Annotated in this window: 24 protein-coding genes, 4 tRNA genes and 1 pseudogene; 9 read left to right on the top strand and 20 right to left on the bottom strand. The window is 70.0% G+C overall.

What is annotated here, in order from left to right:
• The first annotated feature begins 15 nt into the window (after window positions 1–15).
• From LHJ74_RS06130 to LHJ74_RS06120, 3 genes are all read left to right on the top strand, one after another.
• Window positions 16–88, top strand: a tRNA-Glu gene (locus LHJ74_RS06130).
• A gap of 44 nt (window positions 89–132) precedes the next feature.
• A tRNA-Asp gene (locus tag LHJ74_RS06125) sits at window positions 133–207 on the top strand.
• A 4-nt stretch (window positions 208–211) separates the two neighbouring features.
• A tRNA-Phe gene (locus LHJ74_RS06120) sits at window positions 212–285 on the top strand.
• An 89-nt stretch (window positions 286–374) separates the two neighbouring features.
• Here LHJ74_RS06120 and LHJ74_RS06115 read toward each other — a convergent pair.
• The 17 genes from LHJ74_RS06115 to LHJ74_RS06035 form a co-directional block, all read right to left on the bottom strand.
• Complete coding sequence (locus LHJ74_RS06115; RefSeq protein ID WP_260216471.1) at window positions 375–1,577, bottom strand: site-specific integrase; 1,203 nt, start codon at window positions 1,575–1,577, stop codon at window positions 375–377.
• Window positions 1,577–1,774 (bottom strand): helix-turn-helix domain-containing protein, encoded by a 198-nt coding sequence (locus LHJ74_RS06110; RefSeq protein WP_260216470.1) that lies wholly within the window; start codon window positions 1,772–1,774, stop codon window positions 1,577–1,579. Before LHJ74_RS06110 ends, LHJ74_RS06115 begins: the two co-directional genes overlap by 1 nt.
• A gap of 221 nt (window positions 1,775–1,995) precedes the next feature.
• A complete protein-coding gene (locus LHJ74_RS06105; RefSeq protein ID WP_260216469.1) occupies window positions 1,996–3,150 on the bottom strand; it encodes a DUF3631 domain-containing protein in 1,155 nt (384 codons plus the stop codon).
• Window positions 3,147–3,500, bottom strand: a complete 354-nt coding sequence (locus tag LHJ74_RS06100) for a hypothetical protein (RefSeq protein ID WP_260216468.1) — start codon at window positions 3,498–3,500, stop codon at window positions 3,147–3,149. The genes LHJ74_RS06105 and LHJ74_RS06100 overlap by 4 nt, the downstream gene beginning before the upstream one ends.
• The gene (locus LHJ74_RS06095; RefSeq protein WP_260216467.1) at window positions 3,497–4,399 is read right to left on the bottom strand and encodes a bifunctional DNA primase/polymerase; all 903 of its coding nucleotides are present in this window, start codon (window positions 4,397–4,399) and stop codon (window positions 3,497–3,499) included. The genes LHJ74_RS06100 and LHJ74_RS06095 overlap by 4 nt, the downstream gene beginning before the upstream one ends.
• Before the next feature lie 296 nt (window positions 4,400–4,695).
• The gene (locus tag LHJ74_RS06090) at window positions 4,696–6,936 is read right to left on the bottom strand and encodes an ATP-binding protein (RefSeq protein WP_260216466.1); all 2,241 of its coding nucleotides are present in this window, start codon (window positions 6,934–6,936) and stop codon (window positions 4,696–4,698) included.
• Between the two features lie 89 nt (window positions 6,937–7,025).
• Window positions 7,026–7,340 carry a hypothetical protein gene (locus LHJ74_RS06085; RefSeq protein WP_260216465.1) on the bottom strand — a complete coding sequence of 105 codons (315 nt, stop codon included), beginning with the start codon at window positions 7,338–7,340 and terminating at the stop codon, window positions 7,026–7,028.
• A 185-nt stretch (window positions 7,341–7,525) separates the two neighbouring features.
• Window positions 7,526–7,696 carry a hypothetical protein gene (locus tag LHJ74_RS06080; protein WP_260216464.1) on the bottom strand — a complete coding sequence of 57 codons (171 nt, stop codon included), beginning with the start codon at window positions 7,694–7,696 and terminating at the stop codon, window positions 7,526–7,528.
• A gap of 85 nt (window positions 7,697–7,781) precedes the next feature.
• The gene (locus LHJ74_RS06075) at window positions 7,782–8,105 is read right to left on the bottom strand and encodes a hypothetical protein (RefSeq protein ID WP_260216463.1); all 324 of its coding nucleotides are present in this window, start codon (window positions 8,103–8,105) and stop codon (window positions 7,782–7,784) included.
• 19 nt (window positions 8,106–8,124) lie between these two features.
• Window positions 8,125–8,466 carry an RRQRL motif-containing zinc-binding protein gene (locus LHJ74_RS06070; RefSeq protein WP_260216462.1) on the bottom strand — a complete coding sequence of 114 codons (342 nt, stop codon included), beginning with the start codon at window positions 8,464–8,466 and terminating at the stop codon, window positions 8,125–8,127.
• Entirely contained in the window at window positions 8,466–9,308 is an 843-nt protein-coding gene (locus LHJ74_RS06065) for a DUF2637 domain-containing protein (protein WP_260216461.1), read from the bottom strand. Before LHJ74_RS06065 ends, LHJ74_RS06070 begins: the two co-directional genes overlap by 1 nt.
• On the bottom strand, window positions 9,305–9,751 hold the full coding sequence (locus tag LHJ74_RS06060; protein WP_260216460.1) for a Pycsar system effector family protein: 447 nt from the start codon (window positions 9,749–9,751) through the stop codon (window positions 9,305–9,307). Before LHJ74_RS06060 ends, LHJ74_RS06065 begins: the two co-directional genes overlap by 4 nt.
• Window positions 9,748–9,993 (bottom strand): DUF6284 family protein, encoded by a 246-nt coding sequence (locus tag LHJ74_RS06055; RefSeq protein WP_260216459.1) that lies wholly within the window; start codon window positions 9,991–9,993, stop codon window positions 9,748–9,750. Before LHJ74_RS06055 ends, LHJ74_RS06060 begins: the two co-directional genes overlap by 4 nt.
• Window positions 9,990–10,181 carry a hypothetical protein gene (locus LHJ74_RS06050; protein ID WP_260216458.1) on the bottom strand — a complete coding sequence of 64 codons (192 nt, stop codon included), beginning with the start codon at window positions 10,179–10,181 and terminating at the stop codon, window positions 9,990–9,992. The genes LHJ74_RS06055 and LHJ74_RS06050 overlap by 4 nt, the downstream gene beginning before the upstream one ends.
• 754 nt (window positions 10,182–10,935) lie before the next feature.
• Complete coding sequence (locus LHJ74_RS06045) at window positions 10,936–11,673, bottom strand: GntR family transcriptional regulator (RefSeq protein WP_260216457.1); 738 nt, start codon at window positions 11,671–11,673, stop codon at window positions 10,936–10,938.
• A gap of 419 nt (window positions 11,674–12,092) precedes the next feature.
• Window positions 12,093–12,797 (bottom strand): class I SAM-dependent methyltransferase, encoded by a 705-nt coding sequence (locus LHJ74_RS06040; RefSeq protein ID WP_260216456.1) that lies wholly within the window; start codon window positions 12,795–12,797, stop codon window positions 12,093–12,095.
• 75 nt (window positions 12,798–12,872) lie between these two features.
• Window positions 12,873–14,120: a multidrug effflux MFS transporter gene (locus tag LHJ74_RS06035; RefSeq protein ID WP_260216455.1), complete on the bottom strand. Its 1,248-nt coding sequence runs from the start codon at window positions 14,118–14,120 to the stop codon at window positions 12,873–12,875.
• Between the two features lie 72 nt (window positions 14,121–14,192).
• Between LHJ74_RS06035 and LHJ74_RS06030 the strand changes: the two genes are divergently transcribed.
• Together LHJ74_RS06030 and LHJ74_RS06025 are read left to right on the top strand one after the other, a co-directional pair.
• Window positions 14,193–14,744, top strand: a complete 552-nt coding sequence (locus LHJ74_RS06030; RefSeq protein WP_260216454.1) for a MarR family winged helix-turn-helix transcriptional regulator — start codon at window positions 14,193–14,195, stop codon at window positions 14,742–14,744.
• Window positions 14,745–14,792: 48 nt separating this feature from the next.
• The gene (locus LHJ74_RS06025; protein ID WP_260216452.1) at window positions 14,793–14,924 is read left to right on the top strand and encodes a hypothetical protein; all 132 of its coding nucleotides are present in this window, start codon (window positions 14,793–14,795) and stop codon (window positions 14,922–14,924) included.
• Window positions 14,925–14,996: 72 nt separating this feature from the next.
• Here LHJ74_RS06025 and LHJ74_RS06020 read toward each other — a convergent pair whose 3' ends face one another.
• Window positions 14,997–16,130, bottom strand: a complete 1,134-nt coding sequence (locus LHJ74_RS06020) for an ABC transporter permease (RefSeq protein ID WP_260216451.1) — start codon at window positions 16,128–16,130, stop codon at window positions 14,997–14,999.
• 131 nt (window positions 16,131–16,261) lie between these two features.
• On the opposite strand from LHJ74_RS06020, the gene hrpA reads away from it, so the two are divergent.
• From hrpA to LHJ74_RS34355, 3 genes and pseudogenes are all read left to right on the top strand, one after another.
• Entirely contained in the window at window positions 16,262–20,413 is a 4,152-nt protein-coding gene (gene hrpA / locus LHJ74_RS06015; RefSeq protein ID WP_260216450.1) for an ATP-dependent RNA helicase HrpA, read from the top strand.
• 147 nt (window positions 20,414–20,560) lie between these two features.
• Window positions 20,561–20,635: transfer RNA gene (locus LHJ74_RS06010), tRNA-Asp, on the top strand.
• 211 nt (window positions 20,636–20,846) lie between these two features.
• Window positions 20,847–21,005 (top strand): annotated as a pseudogene (locus LHJ74_RS34355) (DUF6274 family protein); the annotation flags it as partial.
• A gap of 815 nt (window positions 21,006–21,820) precedes the next feature.
• Here the strand turns inward: LHJ74_RS34355 and bldC are convergent.
• Together bldC and LHJ74_RS05995 are read right to left on the bottom strand one after the other, a co-directional pair.
• Window positions 21,821–22,027 (bottom strand): developmental transcriptional regulator BldC, encoded by a 207-nt coding sequence (gene bldC / locus LHJ74_RS06000; protein ID WP_027749187.1) that lies wholly within the window; start codon window positions 22,025–22,027, stop codon window positions 21,821–21,823.
• A 507-nt stretch (window positions 22,028–22,534) separates the two neighbouring features.
• Entirely contained in the window at window positions 22,535–23,410 is an 876-nt protein-coding gene (locus LHJ74_RS05995) for a DUF8083 family protein (RefSeq protein ID WP_260216448.1), read from the bottom strand.
• A 343-nt stretch (window positions 23,411–23,753) separates the two neighbouring features.
• Between LHJ74_RS05995 and LHJ74_RS05990 the strand changes: the two genes are divergently transcribed.
• Window positions 23,754–24,761, top strand: a complete 1,008-nt coding sequence (locus tag LHJ74_RS05990) for a Leu/Phe/Val dehydrogenase (RefSeq protein ID WP_260216567.1) — start codon at window positions 23,754–23,756, stop codon at window positions 24,759–24,761.
• Window positions 24,762–25,069 lie beyond the last annotated feature (308 nt).

The following is a 25,069-nucleotide window of genomic DNA, read 5'->3' as shown; positions in this document are numbered from 1 at the left end:
CCAGGTGGGCCATCAGCCCTCATCGTCTAGTGGCCCAGGACGCCGCCCTTTCAAGGCGGTAGCACGGGTTCGAATCCCGTTGGGGGCACGCATCAACCTGTGCGAGACTAGTGCTCGCAATGCACGACGCTTGGTCCTGTGGAGCAGCTTGGAGTGCTCGCCACCCTGTCAAGGTGGAGGCCGCGGGTTCAAATCCCGTCAGGACCGCTGTGGCTGGGTAGCTCAGTTGGTACGAGCGTCCGCCTGAAAAGCGGAAGGTCGCCGGTTCGACCCCGGCCCCAGCCACTTCCGCGTGACGTGGGAAAATGGCCCGAAGAAGATCCATTCTTCGGGCCGTTTTTCGTTGCACTACACCAACCCATACGCCAACGGAGTCAGCTCAGACTGTCCCCCAGCCTGTTCAGGCCCTTCCGCATCTCTTCGAGCGATGCGTGAGCGTAGACGGTCATGGTGACCTCGATGCCACTGTGCCCCGCGATCTGCTGCACGATGTGCGGCGGCACTCCAAGATCCAGCAGCAGCGTCACGCAGGAGTGCCGAAGATCATGGAATCGGATGGCCAGTCCCAGCCGCTTCCGCAGCGGGTACCAGCTCCGGCGGAGATTGTCGGGCTCCAGCGGAGTCCCCACCCGTGAGGTGAAGACGAGACCCTTCTCCCGCCACCGCTCCCCCGCCGCGACGCGCTCCTGTGCCTGCCTCTCACGGTGGTCCGTGAGCGCCTGCACCACCAGAGGTGGCAGCGGGACCGTGCGGACCGATGAGCGGGTCTTGGGCCGCACGAGGGTGAGCTGTCCGTTCACGCGCTGGAGTGACCGCTCCACCATGAGTGTCCCCCTCTCCAGATCGACGGACTCCCAGAGCAGTCCCAGCAGCTCACCGCGCCGCATGCCCATCACCAGCGCCAGCACGTACAGCGCGTGGAACCGGTCTTCCTCGGCGTACCTGAGGAGCAGCCGCGCCTGCCCGACGCTCAGCCCTTTGCCGGTGTCGTACGTCGGTGTGGGGACCTGAACGAGCTGGGCGACGTTCCGGGCGATCAGCTCCTCGCGCACGGCGTTCTGAAGCGCGTTCCGCAGCACGGCGTGGATGGACTGCACCATCCGGCGGGACAGGACCGAGCGGCAGCACTCCCCCACCGCGCAGCACTCCGGCTCGGCCCGCGCCTTGTCCCGCCCGTGCTTGCAGCACTGGCACTCGGCAGCGACCCGACCGAGCCAGGCACGGACTTCCGCCGCCCGGAGGGTGCGGATCTTCTTCTTCCCCAGCCCCGGAACCAGGTGGACGCGCACCACGCTCTCGTAGCCCTGGTAGGTCTTCGGTCGACGGCTGAGCTTGACGACGCTCGCCAGCCAGTACGTCAGGTACTCCTCCACCTTGGCGTTCGTGTCGGGCGCAGGAATGCCCTTGGCGTCCTGCGCTTGCAGTTCGGTGATCTTCACGCGCACTTCGTCGCGGGTCTTGCCGTACACGGAGACGCGCTTACGGATGCCACTGGTCGTGGTGACGTAAGCCCGGCCGTGGAACAGTCCGTCCTTGCGACGGGTGATGCTTCCTTCTCCGTTGGCGCGCTTGGCCATCAGTCGTCCTCGCTCAGTTGGTTCTCGATGAAGGTGCGGAGCGCATCGACGGGGACCCTGCGGGACCGCCCGATGGTGATGCTCCGGAGCTGTCGGGAGCGGATGAGGTCGTAGACCTTGAAGCGGCTGAGCCTCAGTGCCTTCATGACCTCGGGAACGGTCAGCACCTCATGTGGTCCAGGCATGGCTGTGCTCATGGGTGTCTCCCTGAATGGGCGGGCCGGGGCCCTCTCCTCTGAAGTCCGCTACATCCGCTACAGGCGCTACATCGCAGGTCAGCGCGTAGCGGCTGGGGCCGGGTGTAGCGGACGATCCGCTACACGTCGGGGCGGGGTGTAGCGGTTGGGGCGGGGTGTAGCGGGGGTGTAGCGGACGCCGGGTGTGCGTCCGCTACACCGTTTGCGCTGGTGGGGGCTGCCTATCCGGCTGGTGTAGCGGATGTAGCGGACGACTCGGCCCCCGGCAGGGCGGGCTGCTGGACCTGGGGGCAGTAGCGGTGCCAGGCGTCGGTGAGGTCTTCGGCGTAGTAGCCCTTGACCACTCCGGCGCCGGTGCGGATGTTGCGGGCCTTGATGGGGGTGTTGTCGGCGGTCACGTACTCGGCCAGCCGCTTGGCCAACTGCCGGGAGTCCAGCGGCTTGCCGCCCATGTCGGCCCACGGGGCGTCATCGAGGGCGACCAGCGCGGCGACGAGCTGCGCGGTCGGCACGCGGTCCGCGCCGTTGAACACGCCTTGCAGGTCGGTCAGCAGCCGGATGCCGAGGGATGCCTTGTCTCCGGCGGCGGCTGCCTGTACCAGTTCGACGCAGGCGCGCCGGGCCCGCTGGGGCCAGTCGCCGCCCGCTGCGTCCGCGACGGCGAGCAGCGGTTCCCACACATCGGCCGGCCGGTCCGATACCCCGTCCGGCATCGCGGGGAAGGCTCCCTCGACCACGGGTTGCACGCCTTCGGCCCATTGGGCCAACCGGTCGCGCAGTGCGTGCCCTTCGGGTTCGTGAACCCGGCTGCGGAAGGCTTCTACGTGCTCGTTGGGGGCGCGGCGTCGCATGCGGATGACCACCGAGCGGGACAGGATGGTGTCGGGCAGCCAGCCCAACCCCGCCATGGCCACCGCGCAGAACGAAGAGAACTCCTTGGGTTCCTGGGCGGAGCCGTCTCCCACGCAGCGCCACATACCCGGACCGCCCCGCCGGTGCCCGGCGTTGATAAAGCCCCGCAACGGCTCGTTGTCCCCAGCTTTCGGGCCGAAGATCGTATCCACTTCATCGAAGAGGATCGTGGGAGGCGCATCTTGTGCGTCCACGACGCGAAAGAGCACCGACCCGGAGGCGTTGGCGGACACGATCGGCCTGGGCGTCAGGGTCTCGATGACCTCCAGCGCACGGCTCTTGCCGCTCCCCGGCTCCGGGGAGAGGAAGCCGATACGGGGCGTGGAGTCGAACGCGTCGATCAGGTGCGCGTGCGCGTCCCACAGTGTCACGGCCACATACGCGGCCTCGGTGGGGAAGACGTTGAAGCGGCGATGGAAGCGCTCGACCTCGTTGAGCAGCGCGGCGCCGTCGATGGCGGTCATGCGGCGGCCCTCCCTTCGGTCTTGGTGGTGCGGAGCGGGCACACCTGGCGGTGCGTGTCGTGGTCTGCGATGAGTGCCAGTACGCGGCGTTCTCCGATGGCGCTGCGGTCCCAGCCGCAGGCGCACACTGAGGTGGCGGAGGGGACGGTGCGGCGTCCGGGTGCGGTGATGTGCAGCCACGCGAGCGGGGTTGGGCCGTCGCCGGTGTGCGGGTCCGGGCGAAGAGCTGAAGGGACGCCCTGACGGGCGACGACCTTCGGCGCGCTACGACCGGAATGGGCCGGGCCCGGAGTGGCGGGGTCCGGGCCGTTGTCGGTGGCAGGACGGCGTTTCAGGGGCGGGGCGGTCATGCCGTCTGCCTTGTGCGGCAGGTGCGGATGGACCAGTTCAGAGCGCTGCGCACGGTGGCGCGGCACTCGGACGACGGCAGTCCCGCCGATTCCGCCGCCCCCTGAAAAGCTTCTTCGACCACGTGCCGGTCGATGTCGCCCCACGCGACGAAGCGACCCATAGCGCGTGCGGCGGCCAGCAGCCGCGCGTTGCGGGTCCCTTCCGGAGCGGTGGCCACATCGGCGGATTCGGCCGTGAGAGCCGCTGAGGCGCGCCGTGAGGCCCGCGAGTGCGACGGCATGGGCGTTAGCACTTCCTGACGGGGCGCCAGGAGACTGTACAACCATTCCGGCAGGGGTGCGGCCGGTGCCGGGTTGGTCACCTGGTAGGCGCCCTCAGGTGTGGTGCTGCCCGCTGCGACGACGTATCCGCCGTGCGCGCGGGTGTCGACCAACGGGGCGATCGTGCCCGCCGTGTTGTGCAGCCGGGCATCTGCGGGTGCGGCGAAGTAGAGGTGGAGTCCGCCGCCCGCAGTCCGCACGGTGCGAGTGGTGGGGGCGGGCTGTGCGGCGCGCTCGCAGAGCGCTCGAAAGGTTGTGGCGCCGTCAGGCGTCTCGCTCCCGCTCTTGTCCTTCGTCTTGGGCATGTCGAGGTCGACCACGACCAACCCGGCCGGGCCGGTCGCGATCCCGACGTTGAACGGGCGCAGGGCCCACGCCTGCCGGATGCGGTCGGGGTCGGTGGTGGCGCGCTGTTCCCACTTGCGGTGCCCGCCCGAGCAGTCCCCGGTGCCGGGGCACACGGTCTCGCCGTGCAGGGCGGGGCGCTTGGTGCCGGGCAGCAGGGGGAAGACGGGCCAGCCACGTTCGGCAGCGTCCAGCGCCGCGCGCAGCAGCGCGGGGCGAGGGTCAGGTGTCATCCTGGGAACCTCCAGTTGAGTTGCTGGATGAGGGCGGCCCCGGTTCTTTGGCGAGATACGAGGGGCCGCCCTCGCTGTGTGCGGTGCGGGAAACGGAATTGGTGCGGAGTGCGGTTCAGGGAGGGGGTGGCACCCCCTGCCAGTAGGCGTGTGGAGGGGGTTCCGGGCCTGCCTTCTGGGGTGCCTCCCTGCCTCCCTAACAGGTCATATGTGCTGATCAACCCCAGGGAGGCAGGGTCAGGGAGGCGGGCAGGGAGTTCTCCCTGCCTCCCTGACCGTGCGGGGCGCGGCTCCCTCTACCCGAGAGCGGAAGTGGAATCCGGTTCGGGCCGGTTGGCCAGAGCGCGGTGGAGGCGTTCGCGGCTGACGTTCATCCGCCCATCAGACTTGTACGGTTCCGCGCCGGTGCCGTCCAGGGCGCGCTTGAGGTCGACGTGCGACCAGTCGCCGTAGACGCCGCCGGACAGCGCGGTCAGCCGCTTGAGGACGTCTTGGGTCAGCAGCTTGGCCGCATCCCCGACCACGTGCGCGATGTCGGCCAGGTGGTCACGCTCCTCACCGGCCTCGACCGCGTGGAGGGTGGTCACTCCGTCGCGCAGGGCCTTGGCCCGCTCCGCGATCTGGTCGGCTTCCTCATCGTTGATGTAGTGGGTGCGGATGGTGGTGGCCGACTGTCCCGGCGCGAGCTTGACGCCGTCACCGGCCACCACGACGGTGCCCTTGTCCAGGCCCTGGCGAAGCTTGTGCGGGGCGGCCCCGCCGTCGACGGCCTTGTCCCCGAGCGCCATGCGTGCCTGCGACTCGGTGCCCAGCACCAGCGAGGCCCGGATGTGCGCCCCCTCGCGCACGAGCTTGGGAAGGTTCTGGTCGGTGGGGTCCTGGGTGCCCTGCCACAGCAGCACGTCCACAGCCCTGCCCTGGTTGTGAATCTTGCGGGCCGCCTGGAAGTAGCGGGAGGTGGCTTTGGTGCCGCCCAACGGCCGCTTGTCCACCGCGCCGATGGGCTTGCCCTTCTCATCGAGGGGCCGGTCGTCCTGGCTGAGCGCGGGGCACATGAACGCGACCTGCGCCTCATCGACCAGCAGGATCAGCGGAGGGAACTTCATCCCCGCCGGGGCCATGATGCGCCGCTCCATCTCGGCCACGCCCTCTTCGAGGACGTCCACGACCTGGGCCACGTGGTCGTCGGTGGGGCCCTCGATCAGGACAGTGGCGATGCCCTCGAACGGCTTCCAGTCCCCCACGCCCTTCAGGTCCCCGATACGGAACTCCACCGTGGGGTCAAGAGCGAGCCACAACGCCAGAGCACGCAGCGAGGCGGTCTTGCCCTGATTGGACAGGCCCGTGATCAGCATGTGCCGCTGATACAGGCTGACCAACGCGGCGTCCCCGCGCAGGTCCTGGCCCCACGGTGCCCGGCCGCCCTTGTAGTCGCCGCTCGCGGTGGGGTCGGTCACCAGTGGGGACGGGCCGATCGGCTCATCCAACGCGCCACTGTCGGCGATCCACAACCGCACCGTGCGGGCGGCCTCGGGGATGGTGACGAACACTTCGTGCTCGTGCCTCGTCAGGTTCTCCGCGAGCTTGCGCCGCCGGTTTTGCACCTCATCGGTGGAGACACCGGAGGGCAGGGTGACATCGACTTCCACACCGCAACCGGCGATCACGATGGGGCCCAGCATCCCGGCCCCAGCGTCCCCCATGTCCTTGATGGCGTTGCGCAGCGCGGCCACCCCCAGGTTGCGCAAAGCCTGCACCACGACCGAGGGGGTGATGGGCTCACCCTCAGCGCTGCGCTGGTGGGCGGGCAGCGCCCACGCGGGTGCCGCCTGACGGCGCCGCCCCAGGTTCCACAGCGCCAGCAGAGCCAGCCACGGAGCGGCGGTCAGGGCCGGGCCCCACACCACCATGGCGATGACCACCACCCACCGGATCGCCTCGATGGTGGCCAGCAGCGGCACCAACGTGGCAGCCGGGTCGCCTTCCGCAAGGGCGACGGCCGCACCCAACGCGAGCAAACCGCCGGCGGTGGCGGCCGTGCCCACCGCAGCGCCCTTGGCGGCGCGCTGCGGGGCGGTCAGCAGGTCCATACGGCGCTGGTGCCGGGCGGCGCGGAAACGCTGTGCGCGCTCTTCCCAGTCGGCTGCCGCCTCGTGCTGTCCGGCGGCCTCAGCGGTGCGCATCATCCGCTCATAGCGTGCCGTGGACCGGGCATCCCACACCCGGCGGGCCGCGATGCCGCCACCGGCCACCACATAGGCGCCGTGCCGCACCGCCAGACGGCCAGCCGCCTGGGTGCGCTCATCCGTGACGGCCACCCGCGCCGCACGCACACCACGCACCCACACCCGCACCGGCCGCAACGGGGCAGCGGCCGGGGCGGCGGGCGCGGGTGCCGTACCCGGCACCGGCCCGACGGTGGTGGGCGCCTCCTTGACCAGACTCACCACCGGGGAAGCCGCGGCTTCCCGAGCAGCGCGGTGCGCGCCGAGGTCGTGCACGGAGCCCGCATCGGCCCGTGCCGTTGTTTCGGTCATGATGGATTCACTCCTGTTCACACATCAGTGGTGCAGGGGCCCGCGACGGCCGCCCTGCCGGGAAGCTCGTCGGCCGTCGCGGGGCGGAACTACCTGCGGGCGCGCTCGACCGCGCGCAACCGCTTCTCGGCGTCCTTGCGCTGCTGCCGGGCGGTGGCCTTCTCATCGCCGCGTGCGCAGCGCTCCGCCACACGGGCGTTGGCCACGTCGTGTTTGGCGGTCTCCAGCAGCCGGGCGTGTGCCTGGATTTCGAGGCGGGCGCGGTCCTCGGCCGCCTGGTCGATCCGCTCGATCTGCTTCTCGATACGGGAGATGTCGCCAGCACAGCGCTTGGCGCCCTGGAACAGCAGCTTCGCGCGCTGAGCCTTCTCTCTGCGGGTGTAAGTGCGCTCGGGCAGCGGCATGTCAGCCCTCCTGCGTGTCGGCGTACTCGCGGTCACCGCACTCGACGCAGCCGCAGTACGTCCACGTGCCGTCGATGAACTCAGCCGCGCACTCGAAGTCGTCGTCCACGGTGGGGTTCCTTCCTGGGCCGGTCTGTCCGGCTCCCCTCACCGCCCGGCACATCTCCGGGCGGATCGGGCAGCCGTCAGATGCGGCGCTTCATCACGTTCATCGCCTGGACCTGCACACCCCTGGAATAGGGGGCGCACTCCTCCGCGACCGCCTGCTTCATCTGCTTCTGTGTGCAGCCCCTCTGCTCCATCCACTCAAGGAGGCCCACCAGTCGATCGGCGAGTTGGGTTGCTTCGTCTGCCATTCCTGTCCCTCCCGGCGCCGGACTCCCCGGCCCCACCACGCCCGCCAGCCCCCGCAGGGGGCTGGTTGGCGCGGAAGGGCCGGGGTCACTGGTCCTTGCGGAAGTCCGTCCAGATAGAGCGGAGGATGACGACACACACGGTCAAGGCGATGGCGCCGATGGCCACGGCGATGAACGAGATAGCCAGGGCCAGCGCGAGGAACGAACCGCCGATGCCGATGGCCAGCCACTTCCCCGCCGCACTGCCAGAGACGGCCGGGGCGGAGGCGGGCTGTGTGGCCTGGTGGTGCTGGCAGGGTGCGGACTGGGCCTGCTGAGCGGCCTGGACGGCGGCCAGGACTACGGCGAACTGCTCGCCCTGCCGGGCCGCTTCCACCGCGTCCCGGCTTGCCTTCTCGATATTGCTCATGGATCCCTCTCCAAAGTGTTCAGGCAGCGGCCTGTTCGTCCTGGGGGTAGGCGCACGGCACGCAGGTGCCGAGCGAAGTGGGGATGACGTAGCCCGCATCCGTTCCGCAGGCGGAACACAGGCGGCGAGCCGTGTTGGCCTTGGCCAGCGCCGCCCACCGCGCTGGTGTCATCGGCCGGACCGGCTTGGCGCGGTCGACGCGGTAGAGGTAGGCGACCAGCGGACCGCGACGGCGGCGCGGCCGTTCAAGCTGCGCGGCCACGTCCTGGCCGCCGGGGCGAAGGCCCTGTGCGCGAAGCTGGCGGCGGGTGGCGTAGCCCTCGGGGGCCAGGCGCCAACGGAAGATGGGGAGCGCGCTCATCACGCGGCCTCAGCCGTCGCAGCGCGCTCCGCCCGCAAGGTGTCGCGCAGACCGCGTGCCTTGTCGGCTGAGGTGTGGACGGCCTTGCGGATGCCCTCAGCCGTCAGCTTGCCGTCGGGCCAGTCGGCGGTTGCCGACCGTGCCTCAGCCAGCAGTTGGGCCGGGGTGCGGACCGGTCGGGGTGTGCGGGCGGCAGTCGGTACCCGACCGGTCGCCCGACGCGGCAGGCCCGACTCCGCCGCCACAGTCGACAGCACCGGCGCCGACTCGACCGGCACCGGCACCTCGACCGGTGCCGACACTGGAAGCTCGATCGGGTCGGGCACGGCCGCGACCGGCTCCGGGGTCGACTCTTCGAGGTCAGAGGTAGACCGATTGATATCGACTTGGGTCGATTTCTGATCGTCTGTACTGGTGTCCGATCGGTGGTGCAGAACCTTGGCGACGAGGTCGGAGCCGAAGAAAATCGACCCGACCGGCAGACTGGTGGCCAGTAAGACCAGTGCCCAGTTGGCCGGTGCCCACTGCGCGAGCTGCATCCGTTGCCCGCCGTCGTGCAGGCCGGGAACCAGCCCGTGCACGTAGTTCAGCGCGAGTGAGGCCAGGGTGTACCCGGCCAGCACCCGCAGCGCGAACCGCCGGTCATCACCCGTCAGTACGAGGGTGGCGACCAGCGCCAGCGCCATCAGCCCGTCGACCACAATGGGGTAGAGCAGCGCGGCCGTCGGATCCGCGCCGACCGTGGTGGCCACATCCCGCAGCGCGTTCCACGACACCCGGAACGCCATGCCGACCACGGCGACCAGCGCGGCGACCAGCAGCACCTTCGCGAACCGGTTCACCGCGCACCCCACAGGGTGACCACAGCGGCTACAGCCAGCGGAGCTCCCGTCAGCAGGGTGAGGTTCACGGCCGTCTGAAGACCGCGCATCTTGGCCATCACGATCCCCGACAAGGCGACCACGTGATCGGCGGTGCGGTCCTGGGCCAGCTCCGTCGTGAGCTGTTCGGCACTCAGTTCCGCCCAGCGGGGGAAGCCGACGCGGGCGGCGGTCGGGGAGAGGCGGGGCCGCACCGCGAGCAGCAGCAGCGTCACCGACGCCAGCAGCAGCACCACGGCCAGACCGCCCACGATCCGCGCCCCGATCGGGACGCCGGGCTGTGAGCCGATGCTCCACATACCCGCCAGCGCCACCCCGTTGAAGGCCAGCAGCAGGCTCGCTTTGGTGTCGGTGCGGGCGATCTCCGCCTTCACCTCGTTCTTCGCCTCGACCACGGCACTCATGCCGACACCCCCTGACGGGCGTGTGCGGTCAGGCGCCGACGTGCCGCGAGGACCTTCCGCCGGGCCCGCCGGATGCGGCGGCTGTCCAACTCGGTCAGCGGGCGGTCAAGGCTGATGATCTGCGCGTCCAGCAACTCGACCTCAGCCGCGATCAGCGGCATCTCGCACTCGATCGCGTCCAGCTCGGCGACGGTGGGCTCAGGCTCGGTGCGGGCGGGCTTGTTGAGTCGCAAAATGTTCATGTTCTGCGGTGTCCTCTCGACTCCGTGGGGTGGATGTCGCGCACGTGGTGGCCTGCCGCGTAGGCGGCGGCAGCCGCACCGGCAGCGACCGTCAGCAGTGCGCGGGCAGCGGGATGGCCGATGCCATAGCGCGACAGGGCCCGCGCCGCCGCGTGCTGCGCGGCGCGGACCCCTCTCGCTGCGCTCACTGCCTCTTGGCGCGCGCGTCCTGCTCCGACTGCTCGTTGCGCCGACGCAGCTCCTCTTCGAGCTGCTGGCGCTCCTGCTCAGTCATCGCTCACCCCGCAGAACACGGGATATGTGAAGCTGGGAATCACAGGTGCCTCCTAGTCGGGTGCCTGTACGGCGCCGCCCGGGACTGGACTCCCGGGTGGCGCGCTTCTGTGTGGTGGGGCCTTCCTGCTGCCCCACGCCGACGCCCCTTCGTGCCGGTCCCGCAATGGGGCGGCCGGAGGGGGACGACGTGCAGCTCAGGACTGCGTGACGCGGCAGTGCCGCGCACCGCCCGAAGGGGCGGGAAGGTGCTTCGCGTGACGAAGAGGTCCGCGCCTAGACGCTTGCTCCCGTGGGCTTACCGGGGCGCGGCGGCGCGGGGCGGTGACCTACAGGCCCACAACCGTGGGCAGCGCGAGCTAGCGAGGGATCTACCAGGGGCTCACCCGGGCCGGATTACGGAAATCCCGGGTTCAGTCACCGCATCAACTGTTCAGTTTTCAAGATCCAGACGCCTTCCTTCGGACCCTTCTCACGGAGTCCTCCGGGCGTTTCGAAGCAGCCCAAAGAAGGCCCCTCCGAGGTGTGCCGGAAGCTCGAAAAGCTCCCTAGGGACATTTATAGAGTCACATCCCTAGGGATGTCAATCGCCTGCCCTCAACCGCTCTCTGAGCAGCAAAAAGGGAGCCCGCCGCGTGGCGGGCTCCCTCTGAGTCGGGCTGTCTGCGGTTAGCTGTCGAGGTGGTACTCCAGGACGTAGACGCCTGCGTCCAGGAGCATCTGATTCACCTCGATGGGGCGGCCCTCCTTCGTGAAGGCCGTTCGGCAGATCTCCACCACCGGTGTTCCCTCGGAGAGGGCAAGGAGATCGGATTCAGCCGGGCTTGGCATCCGGGCTCGCAGTTCCTCCGTGAAGCGCACCGGGGCAAGCCCCAGGTCAGCCAGTCGTGCGTAAGTACCGCCGGGCCCGGTGTCAGGCTGGGCAATCGCTGACTCGCGTACGAGCTCAGCGGGGAGATAGGAGGTGGCCATCTGCACGGGCTCGCCCTCCACGACGAACCGGCGACTACGTACGATCACGGACTCGGCTTCACCGAGGTCCAGCGACCTTGCGACCTGACTCGGCGGGGCCGTCTCGCTGACTTTGAGATCAACCACCGAGAGCTGGCGGTCTCCCAGATCGGCCCCCCAGATGGAACGTCCGGCGCCCCAGCCGTCTTGTGCGAGCCGACGGTTGGCCACGCGGCGGATCGGTCGGAAATCGCGTACGTACGTGCCGCTTCCTCGCTTGCGGACCGCCAATCCTTCCGTGACAAGCAGCGTGAGCGCACGGCGGGCGGTCTCCTTCGCCACTCCGTATTTCGTGACAAGGGCAGGCTCGCCGGGCAGGCGGTCCCCTGCGTCCAGCTCGCCCGAGGTGATGCGCGATCGCAGGTCGTCCGCGATCTGCCTTGCGGTCTCTGCCATCGGTGATCCTCACTTCCCTAGGGTGGCTCACACCAACCCTGACACAGGTATCGTCGGACGACGTAGCCAGACGGGACACATCCGCTGAGCACGCCCTTCGGGCTGCCTGCGCGCCCGGCCTCTGTACGCCAACCCGTACGCCAACAGCAGCGCACGGCAGCGGCCAACGGAGACCCGCCCCGCACCTCATGATCAGGTCGCAGCCACAGTGTGCACGGCCTGAAAAGCGGAAGGTCGCCGGTTCGACCCCGGCCCCAGCCACTTCCGCGAAGAGCAGCAAGAAGCCCCCGGTGAGCCCCGCTCACCGGGGGCTTTCGCGCGTGCCGGTGGAAGGATCTTCGCCGGTCGACGGAAGGGACGTCTTCGGGACCAGATCGTGGTCGCGGCGTCGACTGACGAAGATCCGAGTGGGGCGCCCCTCAGAGGTGGGCGAGGAGGGCGTAGCGCTCGTCGGAGACAGGGCCGCCCCAGAGGTGGGGGTTGTCACTGAGGGGCTCCACACGGAGGCCCGCGACCAGGGGGCCCAGGGTGGCAGCGAGGGTGTCCGCGCGCACGCCGCCGTACCAGGGCAGGGTTTCCGCGCCGGCGGCATAGGGCGGGGTGGCGTCGGCCCCGGCCGACTCGCGCCAGCGGCCCTCGACCAGGACGAGGCAGCCGCCCGGGCGCAGGCGGGAGACCCACTCGTGCAGTGCGGCCGCAGGATCGGGCAGGGTCCACAGGAGGTGCCGGGAGAGCAGGACGTCGAAGCGCTGCTCTCCCGTGGGCGGCGCCATCGCGTCGCCCACCAGGAAGTGCGCGGGCAGCCCCGCTGCCTGGAGCTTGGCCTGTGCCCGCGCGACCATGCCCGGTGCCGCGTCCACACCCGTCACCCGGTGACCGGCTCCGGCCAGCAGCAGCGAGAGCGAGCCCGTACCGCAGCCGACGTCGAGCACCTCGGCCGACCGGGAAGGCACCCAGACGGCCAGCCGCTCCGCCCATGCCGCGCGCGTACGGGCGTCCCGCAGGCCGTGGTCGGGTTCGTCGTCGAAGGAGGGCGCGGCGGAGTCCCAGTAGGCGGTGATAGCGCTGGTCAGGGCGGTGTCGGTGGCAGTCGGGCTGGTGCGGGATCGGTGCGGGGAGTCCATGCTGTGGATGCTCGCAGGCGCCACTGACAACGGCCCCCGACCGGGGCGGACAACCGGGGCAGGACCACGGTTTCCTCACGCGGGCTCGGCGGCGGGTGTGCCGGTACGGGCGGCCGGGTGGCGGGTCAGGCGCAGGAAGGCGAGGGCCAGGGTGGCGGAGGCGGCCATGCCGAGGAAGAGCGGTATGGCAGTGTGCTCCCCGCCCAGGCCGACCAGTGGCGCGACCACCGCACCCAGGGCGCTCTGCAGCGCCCCCAGCACCGCCGATCCGGCGCCCGCCGCGTGCGGCACGCGTTCGATCGCCAGTGCGGCGGCGTTGGCGATGACCAGCCCGAAGCCCGCGCAGACGACGCCGAGGAGCAGCAGCACCGGGACCAGCGCGAGCGCCCCGGCCAGCGCGGACACGCACAGCGCCAGGGTGCTGAGGAAGACCGTCAGCAGTCCGCAGCGGAGCAGCGCGGCGGCGCCGTACCGTACGACGAGCTTCGCGCCCGTGGCGCTGGCGGCCGTCGCGATCAGTGCGCCGCCGGAGAAGACGAACGCGGAGACGCCCACGCTCAGGCCCAGCACGTTCTGGAGCAGGAAGGGCGAGCCCGCTATCCAGCAGAAGAGCATGCCGAAGGAGAAGGTGAAGGAGAGCGTGTAGCCGACGTACGGGCGGTCCCGCAGCACCTCGCGGACACCCTTCACCATCGCGAGGGCTCCGCCGCGCTGCCGCCGCTCCTTCGGCAGGCTCTCCGGGATGCCGGCCTGCGCGCCGATCAGCATCACCAGCGAGGCGGCCCCGAGCAGCCAGAAGACCGGGCGCCAGCCGACGGCTTCCACCACCTGGCCGCCGACGAGCGGGGCCAGGATGGGAGCGATGCCGCCGAGGGTCATCAGCAGTCCGAGCAGCCGGGCGGCGGCGGCTCCCCGGGCGACGTCCGCGACGACGGCGCGCCCGATCACGACGCCGGCCGCGCCGCTGAAGCCCTGGAGGAAGCGCAGCACCGCCAGCCAGGTGAGGGAGGGGGCGAGCGCGCAGGCGGCGGTGGCCAGGGTGCAGACGGCCGCGCCCGCGAGGATCGGCCCGCGCCGTCCGTACCGGTCGGAGAGCGGCCCGAACACCAGTTGGCCGAGGGCGAGTCCGCCCAGGAAGGTGGTGAGGGTGAGCTGGACACCGGAGGCATCCGTGCGCAGCTCGCGTGCCATCTCCGGGAACGCGGGCAGATACATGTCCGTGGCGAGCGGGACCACGAAGGACAGCAGCGCCAGCGCGGCGGTGAGTAGGTGGGTGAGCCGGTTGGCGGCTCGGTGGGGGTCTCCGTTGGTGGCGAGCGGCATGAGAGGGCTACTCCTTGAGTATAGTTATATAGCTATAGGAGTAGAGAAGCTAGCATGCAGGAGTATGGAGGGGTGAGAGATACGTCAGATGTGGACGAGGGAGCGGGCCGGGCGGCAGCGGGTGGCGGCCGGGTTGATGATGAACTGCTGGGCAGCGCCCGAGAGTTGACTCCGTCCCTCTACGCGCTCTCCCGGGTGCTGCGCTTCGAGGGCATGGACGAGGCGGGGCTGTGGAGGCTGCCGCCCGCCGAACTGGAGCTGGTGCGCTACGTCCACCACGAGCCCGGGGTTACCGTCGGCGCGCTCGCCCGGGAGTTGGGGCTGCACGCGAGCAACGTCAGCAGTACGGTCCGCCGCCTGGTGGATCTCGGCATGCTCCAGCGCAGCCCCGACCCGGACGACCGCCGCATCACCCGGCTGCACGTCACGATGAAGGCGGTCCAGGGCATGGCCATGATCGAGAACGCCTGGGCGGACATCTTCGCCGACGCCCTGGCCACGCTGCCCGCCGAGCACCGGGCCACGCTCACGGCCTCCGTACCGGCGCTCGACGCCCTCAGCGAGGCCCTGCGCGCCCGCCGCGCGGGTGGAGCGGGCGGAACGGCGAGGCCGAAGGAGGGTTGAGGGAGGGTTCAGGGAGGGGAGGTCGCCTTCCCGTGTCCGGGAGCATCCGTGCGTATCCGCATGCCTGGCGATCACCAACTCGCCATCCAGCTCCCCCTTCCCGGTAACCGGGAGCTGACCGACAAGACCGTGGCGGTCACCCACTGGCAGAGCAAGCAGCCCGACGCCCTCGCCTGGTGACCCGGGCCGGGGCCCGCTCCTGACAGCCCGTCACCGCACCGGACCTGCCACCGCCCCGGCCACCGCACGTGTTCACGCGGTGGACGGGGCCGGAGTCGTCTCCGGGTCCGGCTCGCGCGGCTCACGGGGCGCGCGCCCGCCGGGGTGCCGATGGCGCCAGATCCAGAAGACCGAGCAGGACACCAGCGCCCAGGCCGCCAGGACGAGGTACGGCTGCGCGTGCTGGTGGCCGGCGAAGTAGACGGCGGTGTGCAGCGCGTTCACGGAGGCGCCGGGCGGCAGCAGGCGGCCGATCTCGCCCAGTACGGACGGCAGCAGCGGCCAGGAGACGGCGCCGCCGGAGGACGGGTTGCCGAGGATCACCATCAGGCCCCAGGTCGGCAGCATCGACCATCGTCCGAAGAGCGTGTTGAACATGGTGAAGACCATCCCGGAGGTGAACATGGTCAGCGCGAGGATCAACCAGGTGTGCACGAAGGGCAGTTGGACGGATCCCAGCAGCCAGTTCTCCACCGCGCAGATGACGAAGCCGCCGAGCAGCGCGTACAGGGCGGTGAAGCCGATCCGCTCCAGCGGATTGAGTCCGCTCGCGTGGACACTCAGCTGAATGGCTCCGACGAAGCCGACGATGACCGCCGCCATCGAGATGTAGAAGAGCGCCAGTCCGCGCGGGTCACCCTCGTCCAGCGGCTTCACGTCCCGGACGGTGACCCGTACCCCGGCCCGTTCGCCCACCTTCGGCGCGGTCTCTGCGAGCACCTGTGCAACCGAGGCACCGGCGGCGCTGGCGATGTCCAGCCGTACCCGGCCGTCACCCGGCTGTGCGAGGATCGCGAACACCCGCTGCGCCTCAAGGTTGTCCCGTGCCTGCGCGTAAGTGCGGTACAGGCGCAGGTCCAGCGAGGAGCCGAGCGCCTTCTCCATCCCGGCCACGAATTTTGCCGCCTCGCCGCCCTCGGTGAGCTGCCCGACGACGGCGGTGGGGATGCGGCGCGGAGTGGGGTCCGCCATGGCATAGGTGTACGAGCCCGCGAAGAGCCCGGCCGCCCCGGCGAGGATGAGCGCCACCGTCACGGCAGGGAAGAACGGCGACTCCCGGAAGGCCTGCCACCGGCCGGACCAACCGGACCGGGCCGGTCCCGACTCGGAAGCGGGCTCGGGAGCGGGCTCGGAAGCAGGACCGGACCGCTCGGACTCATCACTCATGCGAATCACCCTAAACCGGGATTACTCCGGCTTTTGTGTCCCTCGCCCGCCCCACGGTCACTCCCGCACTCCCCCGGCGCGGAGGAAATGATTCGCCACCCGATTCCGGGAGGTGAGATCCTGGGGTCCGTATGTCCACTACGCCTGCTGCCGCCGCCCCCACGCTCCCCGGTCTCCTGGAGCGCCTGCCCGAGCTGATGCTGCGCGACCAGCAGCGGCTCGGCCGCCGCCTCGACGGCGCCCGGAGGATCCGCAAGCCCGAGCCGCGCGCCGCGGTGCTCGCCGAGATCGCGGCCGCGATGGACGAGTCCGAACTTCGTGTCGCCGCCCGCCGCGCCGCCCTGCCCGAGATCCACTATCCGCCGCAGCTGCCGGTCAGCCAGAAGAAGGACGCGATCCTGGCGGCGATCCGCGATCACCAGGTGGTGATCGTCGCGGGCGAGACGGGCTCCGGCAAGACGACGCAGATCCCGAAGATCTGCCTGGAGCTGGGCCGGGGCATCCGCGGCCTGATCGGTCACACCCAGCCGCGCCGGATCGCGGCCCGTACGGTCGCGGAGCGTGTCGCCGAGGAGCTGGGCTCGGATCTCGGCGAGGCCGTGGGCTGGAAGGTCCGCTTCACCGACCAGGTGAAGGAGACCACCCTGGTCAAGCTGATGACGGACGGCATCCTGCTGGCGGAGATCCAGACCGACCGGGAACTGCGCCAGTACGACACGATCATCATCGACGAGGCGCACGAGCGCAGTCTCAACATCGACTTCCTGCTCGGCTATCTCGCCCAGCTGCTGCCCCGGCGCCCGGACCTGAAGGTCGTGATCACCTCCGCGACGATCGATCCGGAGCGCTTCTCCCGGCACTTCGGTGACCTCGCCGCCACGGTCCCGGCCCAGGCGGCCGGCACGTCCGGACCGCCGACCGCACCGGTGGACACTGCCCCGGCCGACGGCGCGGTGGCCCATCCCAGCGCGCCGATCGTCGAGGTCAGCGGCCGTACGTACCCGGTGGAGGTGCGCTACCGGCCGCTGCTGGAGGAGGACAGCGAGGAGCGCGACCGCGACCAGATCACCGCCATCTGCGACGCCGTCGACGAACTGCAGTCCGAGGGCCCCGGCGACGTGCTCGTCTTCCTCTCCGGCGAGCGCGAGATCCGCGACACGGCGGACGCCCTGCACAAGCGGAGCCTCCCGCACACCGAGATCCTCCCGCTCTACGCCCGCCTGTCGCACGCGGAGCAGCATCGCGTCTTCCAGCGCCATTCGGGACGGCGCGTCGTGCTGGCGACGAACGTCGCCGAGACCTCGCTCACCGTCCCCGGCATCAAGTACGTCGTCGACCCCGGCACGGCCCGCATCTCCCGCTACAGCCACCGCACCAAGGTCCAGCGGTTGCCCATCGAACCGGTGTCGCAGGCAAGCGCCAACCAGCGCAAGGGCCGCTGCGGCCGTACTTCGGACGGCATCTGCGTCCGGCTGTACTCCGAGGACGACTTCCTCTCCCGCCCCGAGTTCACCGACCCGGAAATCCTCCGCACGAATCTGGCCTCCGTCATCCTGCAGATGACCGCGGCCGGGCTGGGCGAGGTGGAGAAGTTCCCCTTCATCGACCCGCCGGACCACCGCAGCATCAAGGCGGGCGTCCAACTGCTGGAGGAACTGGGGGCGTTGCAGGCCAAGGCCCGTGAACTCACCCCGATCGGCCGCAGGCTGGCGCAGCTTCCCGTCGACCCGAGACTGGGCCGCATGGTGCTGGAGGCGGAACGGAACGGCTGTGTGCGCGAGGTGATGGTGATCGCTGCCGCCCTCTCCATCCAGGACCCGCGCGAGCGCCCCTCCGAGAAGCAGCAGCAGGCGGACCAGCAGCACGCCCGCTTCAAGGACGCGACAAGCGACTTCCTGGCCTTCCTGAATCTGTGGCGCTACATCCGGGAGCAGCAGAAGGAGCTGTCCTCCTCGCAGTTCCGCCGGATGTGCAAGGCCGAGTATCTGAACTACCTGCGGATACGCGAGTGGCAGGACATCTACGCCCAGCTGCGCCAGGTCGTGAAGGGGATGAAACTCCAGTTCGACGAACAGCGCGAGCAGGCGGGCGACGTACCGATCCACCAGTCGCTGCTGGCCGGTCTGCTCTCCCATCTCGGCCTGAAGGAGACCGAGAAGAACGAGTATCTGGGCGCGCGGAACGCCAAGTTCGCGCTCTTCCCCGGCTCCGCGCTGTTCAAGAAGCCGCCGCGCTGGGTGATGTCGGCCGAGCTGGTGGAGACCAGCAGACTCTGGGCGCGGGTGAACGCGAAGATCGAGCCGGAGTGGGTCGAACCGCTCGCCGGCCACCTGGTCAAGCGCACCTACAGCGAGCCGCACTGGGAACAGAAACAGGCGGCGGTGATGGCCTTCGAGCGGGTCACGCTCTACGGCGTGCCGCTCGTCGCGCAGCGTAAGGTCAACTACGGAAGCATCGACGCCGAGATCTCGCGGGACTTGTTCATCCGCAACGCACTCGTCGAGGGCGACTGGCGCACCCACCACCAGTTCTTCAGTGACAATCGCAAACTCCTGGACGAGGTTGAGGAGTTGGAGCACCGGGCCCGCCGACGCGACATCCTGGTGGACGACGAGACGCTCTACGACTTCTATGACCAGCGCATCCCGGAGCATGTGGTCTCCGGCGCCCACTTCGACTCCTGGTGGAAGAAGCAGCGGCACGACGAGCCGGATCTGCTGAACTTCGAGAAGTCCATGCTCATCAACGAGCGCGCGGGCCATGTCACCAAGGACGACTACCCCGACACCTGGCACCAGGGTGAGCTGGCCTTCCCGGTGACCTACCAGTTCGAGCCCGGCACGGACGCCGACGGGGTGACCGTCCACGTACCGCTGCACGTACTCAACCAGGTGACCGCCGACGGCTTCGACTGGCAGATCCCGGGGCTGCGTGCCGAGGTGGTCACCGAGCTGATCCGCTCGCTGCCCAAGCCGATCCGCCGCAACTACGTGCCCGCCCCCGACTTCGCCCGGCGCTTCCTGGCCGCCGCCCCCGAGCAGGGCGGGGACACCGCGCCCCGGGAGCCGCTCACCTCCGCGATGGCCCGCGAGCTGCAACGGCTGGTGGGCGTACGGATGGAGCAGGCGGACTTCGACTGGGCGAAGGTGCCCGAACACCTGCGGATCACCTTCCGGGTCGTCGACGAGCGGCACCGCAAGCTCTCGGGGTACTCCGAGGACAAGGACATCGAGGCGCTCCAGCTGAAGCTGAGGCCGAGGACGCAGGAGGCGATCTCCAAGGCGTTCGACTCCTCGGCCCGCTCCCGGAAGAACTCCGGTACGCCCAGCGCCCCTTCGGGCAGCGAGGGTGCCCGGCAGGCGGGCGCGGCCGCGGAGAGCGGCACCCAGGCGCCCTCCCCCACCCAGCGCACGGGCCTGACCAGCTGGACGATCGGCGCCCTCCCCCGCACCTTCGAGACGCGGCGGGCGGGCCAGCCGGTCAAGGCGTATCCGGCGCTGGTCGACGACGGCGACTCCGTTTCGGTGAAGCTCTTCGACACGGCGGAGGAGCAGCAGGACGCGATGTGGCGGGGCACCCGGCGGCTGATCCTCCGGGGCATCGCCTCCGATCCGGCGAAGTTCGCCCAGTCGAAGCTGAGCAACCAGCAGAAGCTGGCGCTCTCGCGCTCGCCGCACGGCAGCGTCCAAGCGCTCTTCGAGGACTGCGTGTCGGCCGCCGTGGACCGGCTGGTGGCGGCGCGCGGCGGCCCCGCCTGGGATCAGGAGGCGTTCCGCAAGCTGTCCGACGCCGTACGCGCTGATCTTGTGGACGCCACCCTGCGGACGGTCCAGCAGGTCCAGGAGGTGCTGGCCGCCTGGCACTCGTGCGAGCAGCGGCTGCGCACGATCCGGAGCACCGTGCTGCAGCCCTCGCTGGAGGACGTCCGGCAGCAGTTGGCGGCGCTGATCTGCCCGGGGTTCGTCACCCTGCACGGGGCGGGCAGGCTGCCTGACCTGCTGCGCTACCTCGTCGCCGCCGACCGCCGCCTCCAGCAGCTCCCGAACAACGCGGAGCGGGACCGCACCCGGATGGCGAAGGTCAAGGAGATGTGGGACGAGTACCTGTGGCTGCTGGAGCAGTTCCCGCGCGGGCGTCCCGTACCGAAGGCGGCCCGCGACATCCGCTGGATGGTCGAGGAGCTGCGGGTCAGCTACTTCGCGCACGCGCTGGGCACCGCGTATCCGGTGTCGGACAAGCGCGTCATGAAGGCGGTGGACGCGGCGGTTCCGCCCGGACGGTGACGACCTGACCCACTGGCTGTCGTGCACCAGGCCGCAAGCCGGTTCCCGGGGGGGGCGAGGGCTGCGCCGGAGGACCGCCGCTCCAAGCGATTCGCTCGCACGGCCGAGCTGCGGTAGAGTCTGCCTTCGCGCCCGGCGCGCAAGCAAGGTCCTGTGGAGCAGCTTGGAGTGCTCGCCACCCTGTCAAGGTGGAGGCCGCGGGTTCAAATCCCGTCAGGACCGCAGCAGAAGCAGAGACTCGCACCTCTCGGGGTGCGGGTCTTTTCTCTTTCCCCCATGCAGGGCAACCCTGACACGACGGGGCGTGTCACTGCGTGCCGGAGTGGACGGCCGGGTGGCTGTATGTGCCCGGGGCTGGTTCCACTGACCTGTTCTGGCGTCTTGACGCCGCTACGGCTCGCCGGTACCTCTGAGCTACAGGGAGGTGAGCGGCATGACGACCATTCCCATCAGCCCCCGTCCGACAAGTGCGCGGCGCCACGAGACGCGAGCTCTGCTGCGCGCCCATCTGGCGGCGGCCTCCGCCTACCGCCACGCCACGCGTCACTGCCCGATCTGCCACCGGCTGCTGCGGCTCGCGATGGAGTCCGGCCCGGAGCCGGACCCGGGCGACGTCCAGCAGTTCGTCCAGCGGCCCCGTCTGGTGTCCGTTCCGGAGCCGGTCGCTGAATCCGTTCCCGAGACAGATCCCGCTCCCGGTGCGGAGCCGGGCGGGGAGACAAGACCCCGGGCAAGCACGCAGACAGGCACGCAGACAGGCGCGCAGACAGATGGGGAGGCAGGCCGGGAGGCCGAGCTGAAGCAGGGTCAGGAGAGCGCTGAGACCGCCGTGCGGGCCGCCCCGAGCCCCGGGGCGGAGTCCGCAGCGGAGTAGCGGCGGCGGGCAGACCGCGGGCCGTCCGGCGGCGCGGGTCAACGGGCCCGCGGAGGATCCGTTGGAAGCGGCGTCTCCTAATATCGTGCGGGCGCACACCGGGACAAGAGGTTCGCAATGTGACGGGAGTCACTGACTCGGACGCCGAACCGGGGGAACTTATGCTTCCCCTACGCTTCGACAATTTAATATGTGCAATTTCACTGCGTCCCTCAGTGCCACCCCCACCCTCCGCCAAGTGATCGGCAGACCATCCGCCCCTCGGCCGGACACCCCCGCCGCACCGCGGATTCGACCACGGCCGCCGGCCCCGAGAGGAGGCTCACGGGACTCGAGGGAGGCGGGTGCGACCCGCCCCGGAAATGCGAAATCGCGCTGAACCCGGCGGAGTTCAGCGCGATCGCGTCGTGCGTGCCATGCATGTCATGCGCGTCGTACGGCACTTGCTCGCCGTACCACTGACGTCGAAACGAAGTGGGGGAACCCCGGAAGACGCCGGATTATGCGGTTATTTCGCTGTACTGCCTCTGATTTCAGACCTCGCTGCGCTGTTGCGGGATGCCCGCAAGGAGTGCGCGCACCTCCGCCTCGCGGTAACGGCGGTGTCCTCCGAGCGTGCGGATGGACGTGAGCTTGCCTGCCTTGGCCCAGCGAGTGACCGTCTTCGGGTCCACGCGGAACATGGTGGCAACCTCAGCCGGGGTCAGCAGCGGCTCGGCATCAGGGGTGCGAGCGGTCATGAGCGGCCTCCTCGGGAGAACCGAACCATCACGGTTCTTTCCTCTAAATTCTGCACCTTGACCCGCGTTGCCCGAAATGGTGCACGCGAGCCGAGTCGGTTATAGGACGAACGGCTTGTCCTCGGCACTACAACTACACCATCCGTCTGGCCACGTCGGCCAAACCGATGGAATTGCCCTCTCAGGTGTTCAACCTCGGCGGATGCCGATGGACCGACCCATAGCGGACAGTTACCCCGCCATGACAACCAGTCACAATGGGGTCAGGTGGCACCAGACCCCACAAGAAGCGCAATACCGAACGAGTTGAACTAAGTGAACTATCCGCCCTTTCAGGGACGGAAGGAACCCCTCCGGACTCCTTGTCCTATTTTGACATGAGGGGTAGCTCTGAGTGCAAGGGCCTGAAACGTGCTGTCCGTCACGCTTGAGCGGAAGTTGAACCAATGGTCCGGTTCATCGCATACGTCCCCCGGACACGCTTACACGCCCCCACCCGGCCGCGGATCAGTTCGCGAACTGCAGTTCGCGCACCGCCCGCCAACGGTCCGTCAGCCGCTCATACGCCTCGCCGGCCCGCTCCGCGTCACCCTCACGCAGCGCGGTGATGCCCTCCGCCACATCCGCCGCGGAATGGTCCTCGGCCAGCTGTTCCTCGGGAATCACATGGGCGAGACCGCCATAGTCCAGTTCGACGAGGGACCGCGGATGGAATTCCTCCAGCCACCGCCCCACATCCACCAGACCCTCGACGAGCGGCCCCTCCTCCAGCTCCTCGCGCAGCACCTTCAGCCCTCGCGCGACTCGTCGGCGCGCCTGGACCATCGGTGTGCGGTAGCGGAGAAGGGACTGCTGATCACTCTCCTCACCGCTTTCCCGCTTCGCAAACTCCCTTTCCGCATCGGCGCAGAGAACGAACCAGCGCACCGGCACATGCCACAGCGCCGTACGGATCCACGGCCGGGCGTCCGGGTTCCGCTCGCGCCACTCCTCGTAGTCCGCGGTGGCCTGGCGCCGTACGACCGGCGGCAGTGCCGCGTCCAGGACCGTACCCGGCATGTCCAGCTCAGCGCCGCCCGCCGAATGGGAGAGCGCGGAGAGCGCCTGCCAGCCCCGCAGCCGGGTGCGCCAGGGGCAGACGCAGGTGACGCCGTCGATCTCGGCGACGAAGGCGTCCGCGCTCTCCCGCACGGGCACCACCACGGGCGGCACCGGCAGCAGGTCCGCGAGGGCGCGGCGCAGCTCGTCCTGCGCGGTCGGGAGCCGGTCCCGCTTCGCATACCGGGCCCAGTGGGCGCGCTCGGGCTCCGGGAACGCCGCCAGCGGCTCGTACACCCGCAGGTACGCCGCGTACGGGATGGCTGCCGCCGGGCTCTGCCCCACGCCCACTCCTCCGTCCTCCCGCCCCGGTACGACCGGGACGGAAAATTGCCTACCCAGATCGTGGCACTGTGACGATCCGGCCCGCACCACGGGTCTACCCTCATGGCCACAAGGCCCTGCCGCCGGGCACCGCCACAAGCGGACGTGCGGCGCGGGGCGTCCAACGCGACTTACAGGAGTCACCACCGTGACTGAGGTACGTCCCTCCCCCGTCAGCGCCGACGGGAGCTCCGGGACCACAGGGCCCGCCGACGGCGTCCCGCAGACCCCGAACACCGCGAGTACCGCGCATACCGCCCTGCACACCCTCTTCCGGACCGAGCAGGGCGGCCACGAGCAGGTAATGCTCTGCCAGGACCGCGAGAGCGGCCTGCGCGCGGTGATCGCCATCCACTCCACCGCGCTGGGCCCCGCCCTCGGCGGCACCCGCTTCCACGCCTACGCGAGCGACGAGGAAGCCGTCCACGACGCGCTCAACCTCGCCCGCGGCATGTCGTACAAGAACGCACTCGCCGGGCTCGACCACGGCGGCGGCAAGGCCGTGATCATCGGCGACCCGGACACGCTCAAGTCCGAGGAGCTGCTGCTCGCCTACGGGCGCTTCGTGGCCTCGCTGGGCGGGCGCTACGTGACGGCCTGCGACGTCGGCACCTACGTACGGGACATGGACGTCGTCTCGCGCACCTGCCAGTGGACCACCGGGCGCTCGCCCGAGAACGGCGGCGCGGGCGACTCCTCCGTGCTGACCGCGTTCGGCGTCTTCCAGGGCATGCGGGCCAGCGCCCGGCACCTGTGGGGCGCCTCCACGCTGCGCGGGCGCAAGGTCGGGGTGTCCGGGGTCGGCAAGGTCGGCCACCACCTGGTGACCCATCTGCTGGAGGACGGCGCGGAGGTCGTGATCACCGACGTCCGGCAGGAGTCGGTCGAGCGGGTGCTCGCCACGCACCCGGAGGTCGCCGTGGCCGCCGACACGGACGCGCTGATCCGGACCACCGGCCTGGACGTGTACGCCCCCTGCGCGCTGGGCGGAGCGCTGGACGACGAGACGGCGCGAGCCCTGACCGCGAAGGTCGTCTGCGGGGCCGCGAACAACCAGCTGGCGCACCCCGGTGTGGAGAAGGACCTCTCCGACCGGGGCATCCTCTACGCGCCCGACTATGTCGTCAACGCGGGCGGCGTGATCCAGGTCGCGGACGAGCTGCACGGCTTCGACTTCGCACGTGCCAAGGCAAAGGCGACGCTGATCCAGGACACCACCCTGGCCATATTCGAACGCGCGCAGTCAGACGGCGTGCCGCCGGCCGTGGCCGCCGACCGCATCGCGGAGCAGCGGATGGCGGACGCCCGGTAACGCAGCGTCTGTCTCAGCGTCCCTCTGGGCGTCCCGGACAGCGTCCTCACGTGCCCCTCCGGAGCATCCGCCCGGAGGGGCACGTGAGGAAGGCGCGCGGCAGCAGACGGTGCGTGCGGACGGTGATCCCGCCCGCACGCACGGTCGTGAAGCCCCGTGCGGCGGCCGCAGGAAGGCACCGCACAGCACGAGAGCCTCGTCACCCACCCCCCGGCGGGTCTCCCGATGTGCAGAAGGTAAAATCGCGATTGACCAGCGAAGAATTGGTCGAGGGACGCAACGGCGACCTGCCGTGTCGTGTGGGTGAC

Origin of the sequence: Streptomyces gossypii, assembly GCF_025165795.1 — a bacterium.
GTDB lineage: Bacteria > Actinomycetota > Actinomycetes > Streptomycetales > Streptomycetaceae > Streptomyces > Streptomyces gossypii.
The sequence above is the reverse complement of the archived record's forward strand: the minus strand, read 5'-3'. Positions and strand labels throughout refer to the sequence as shown.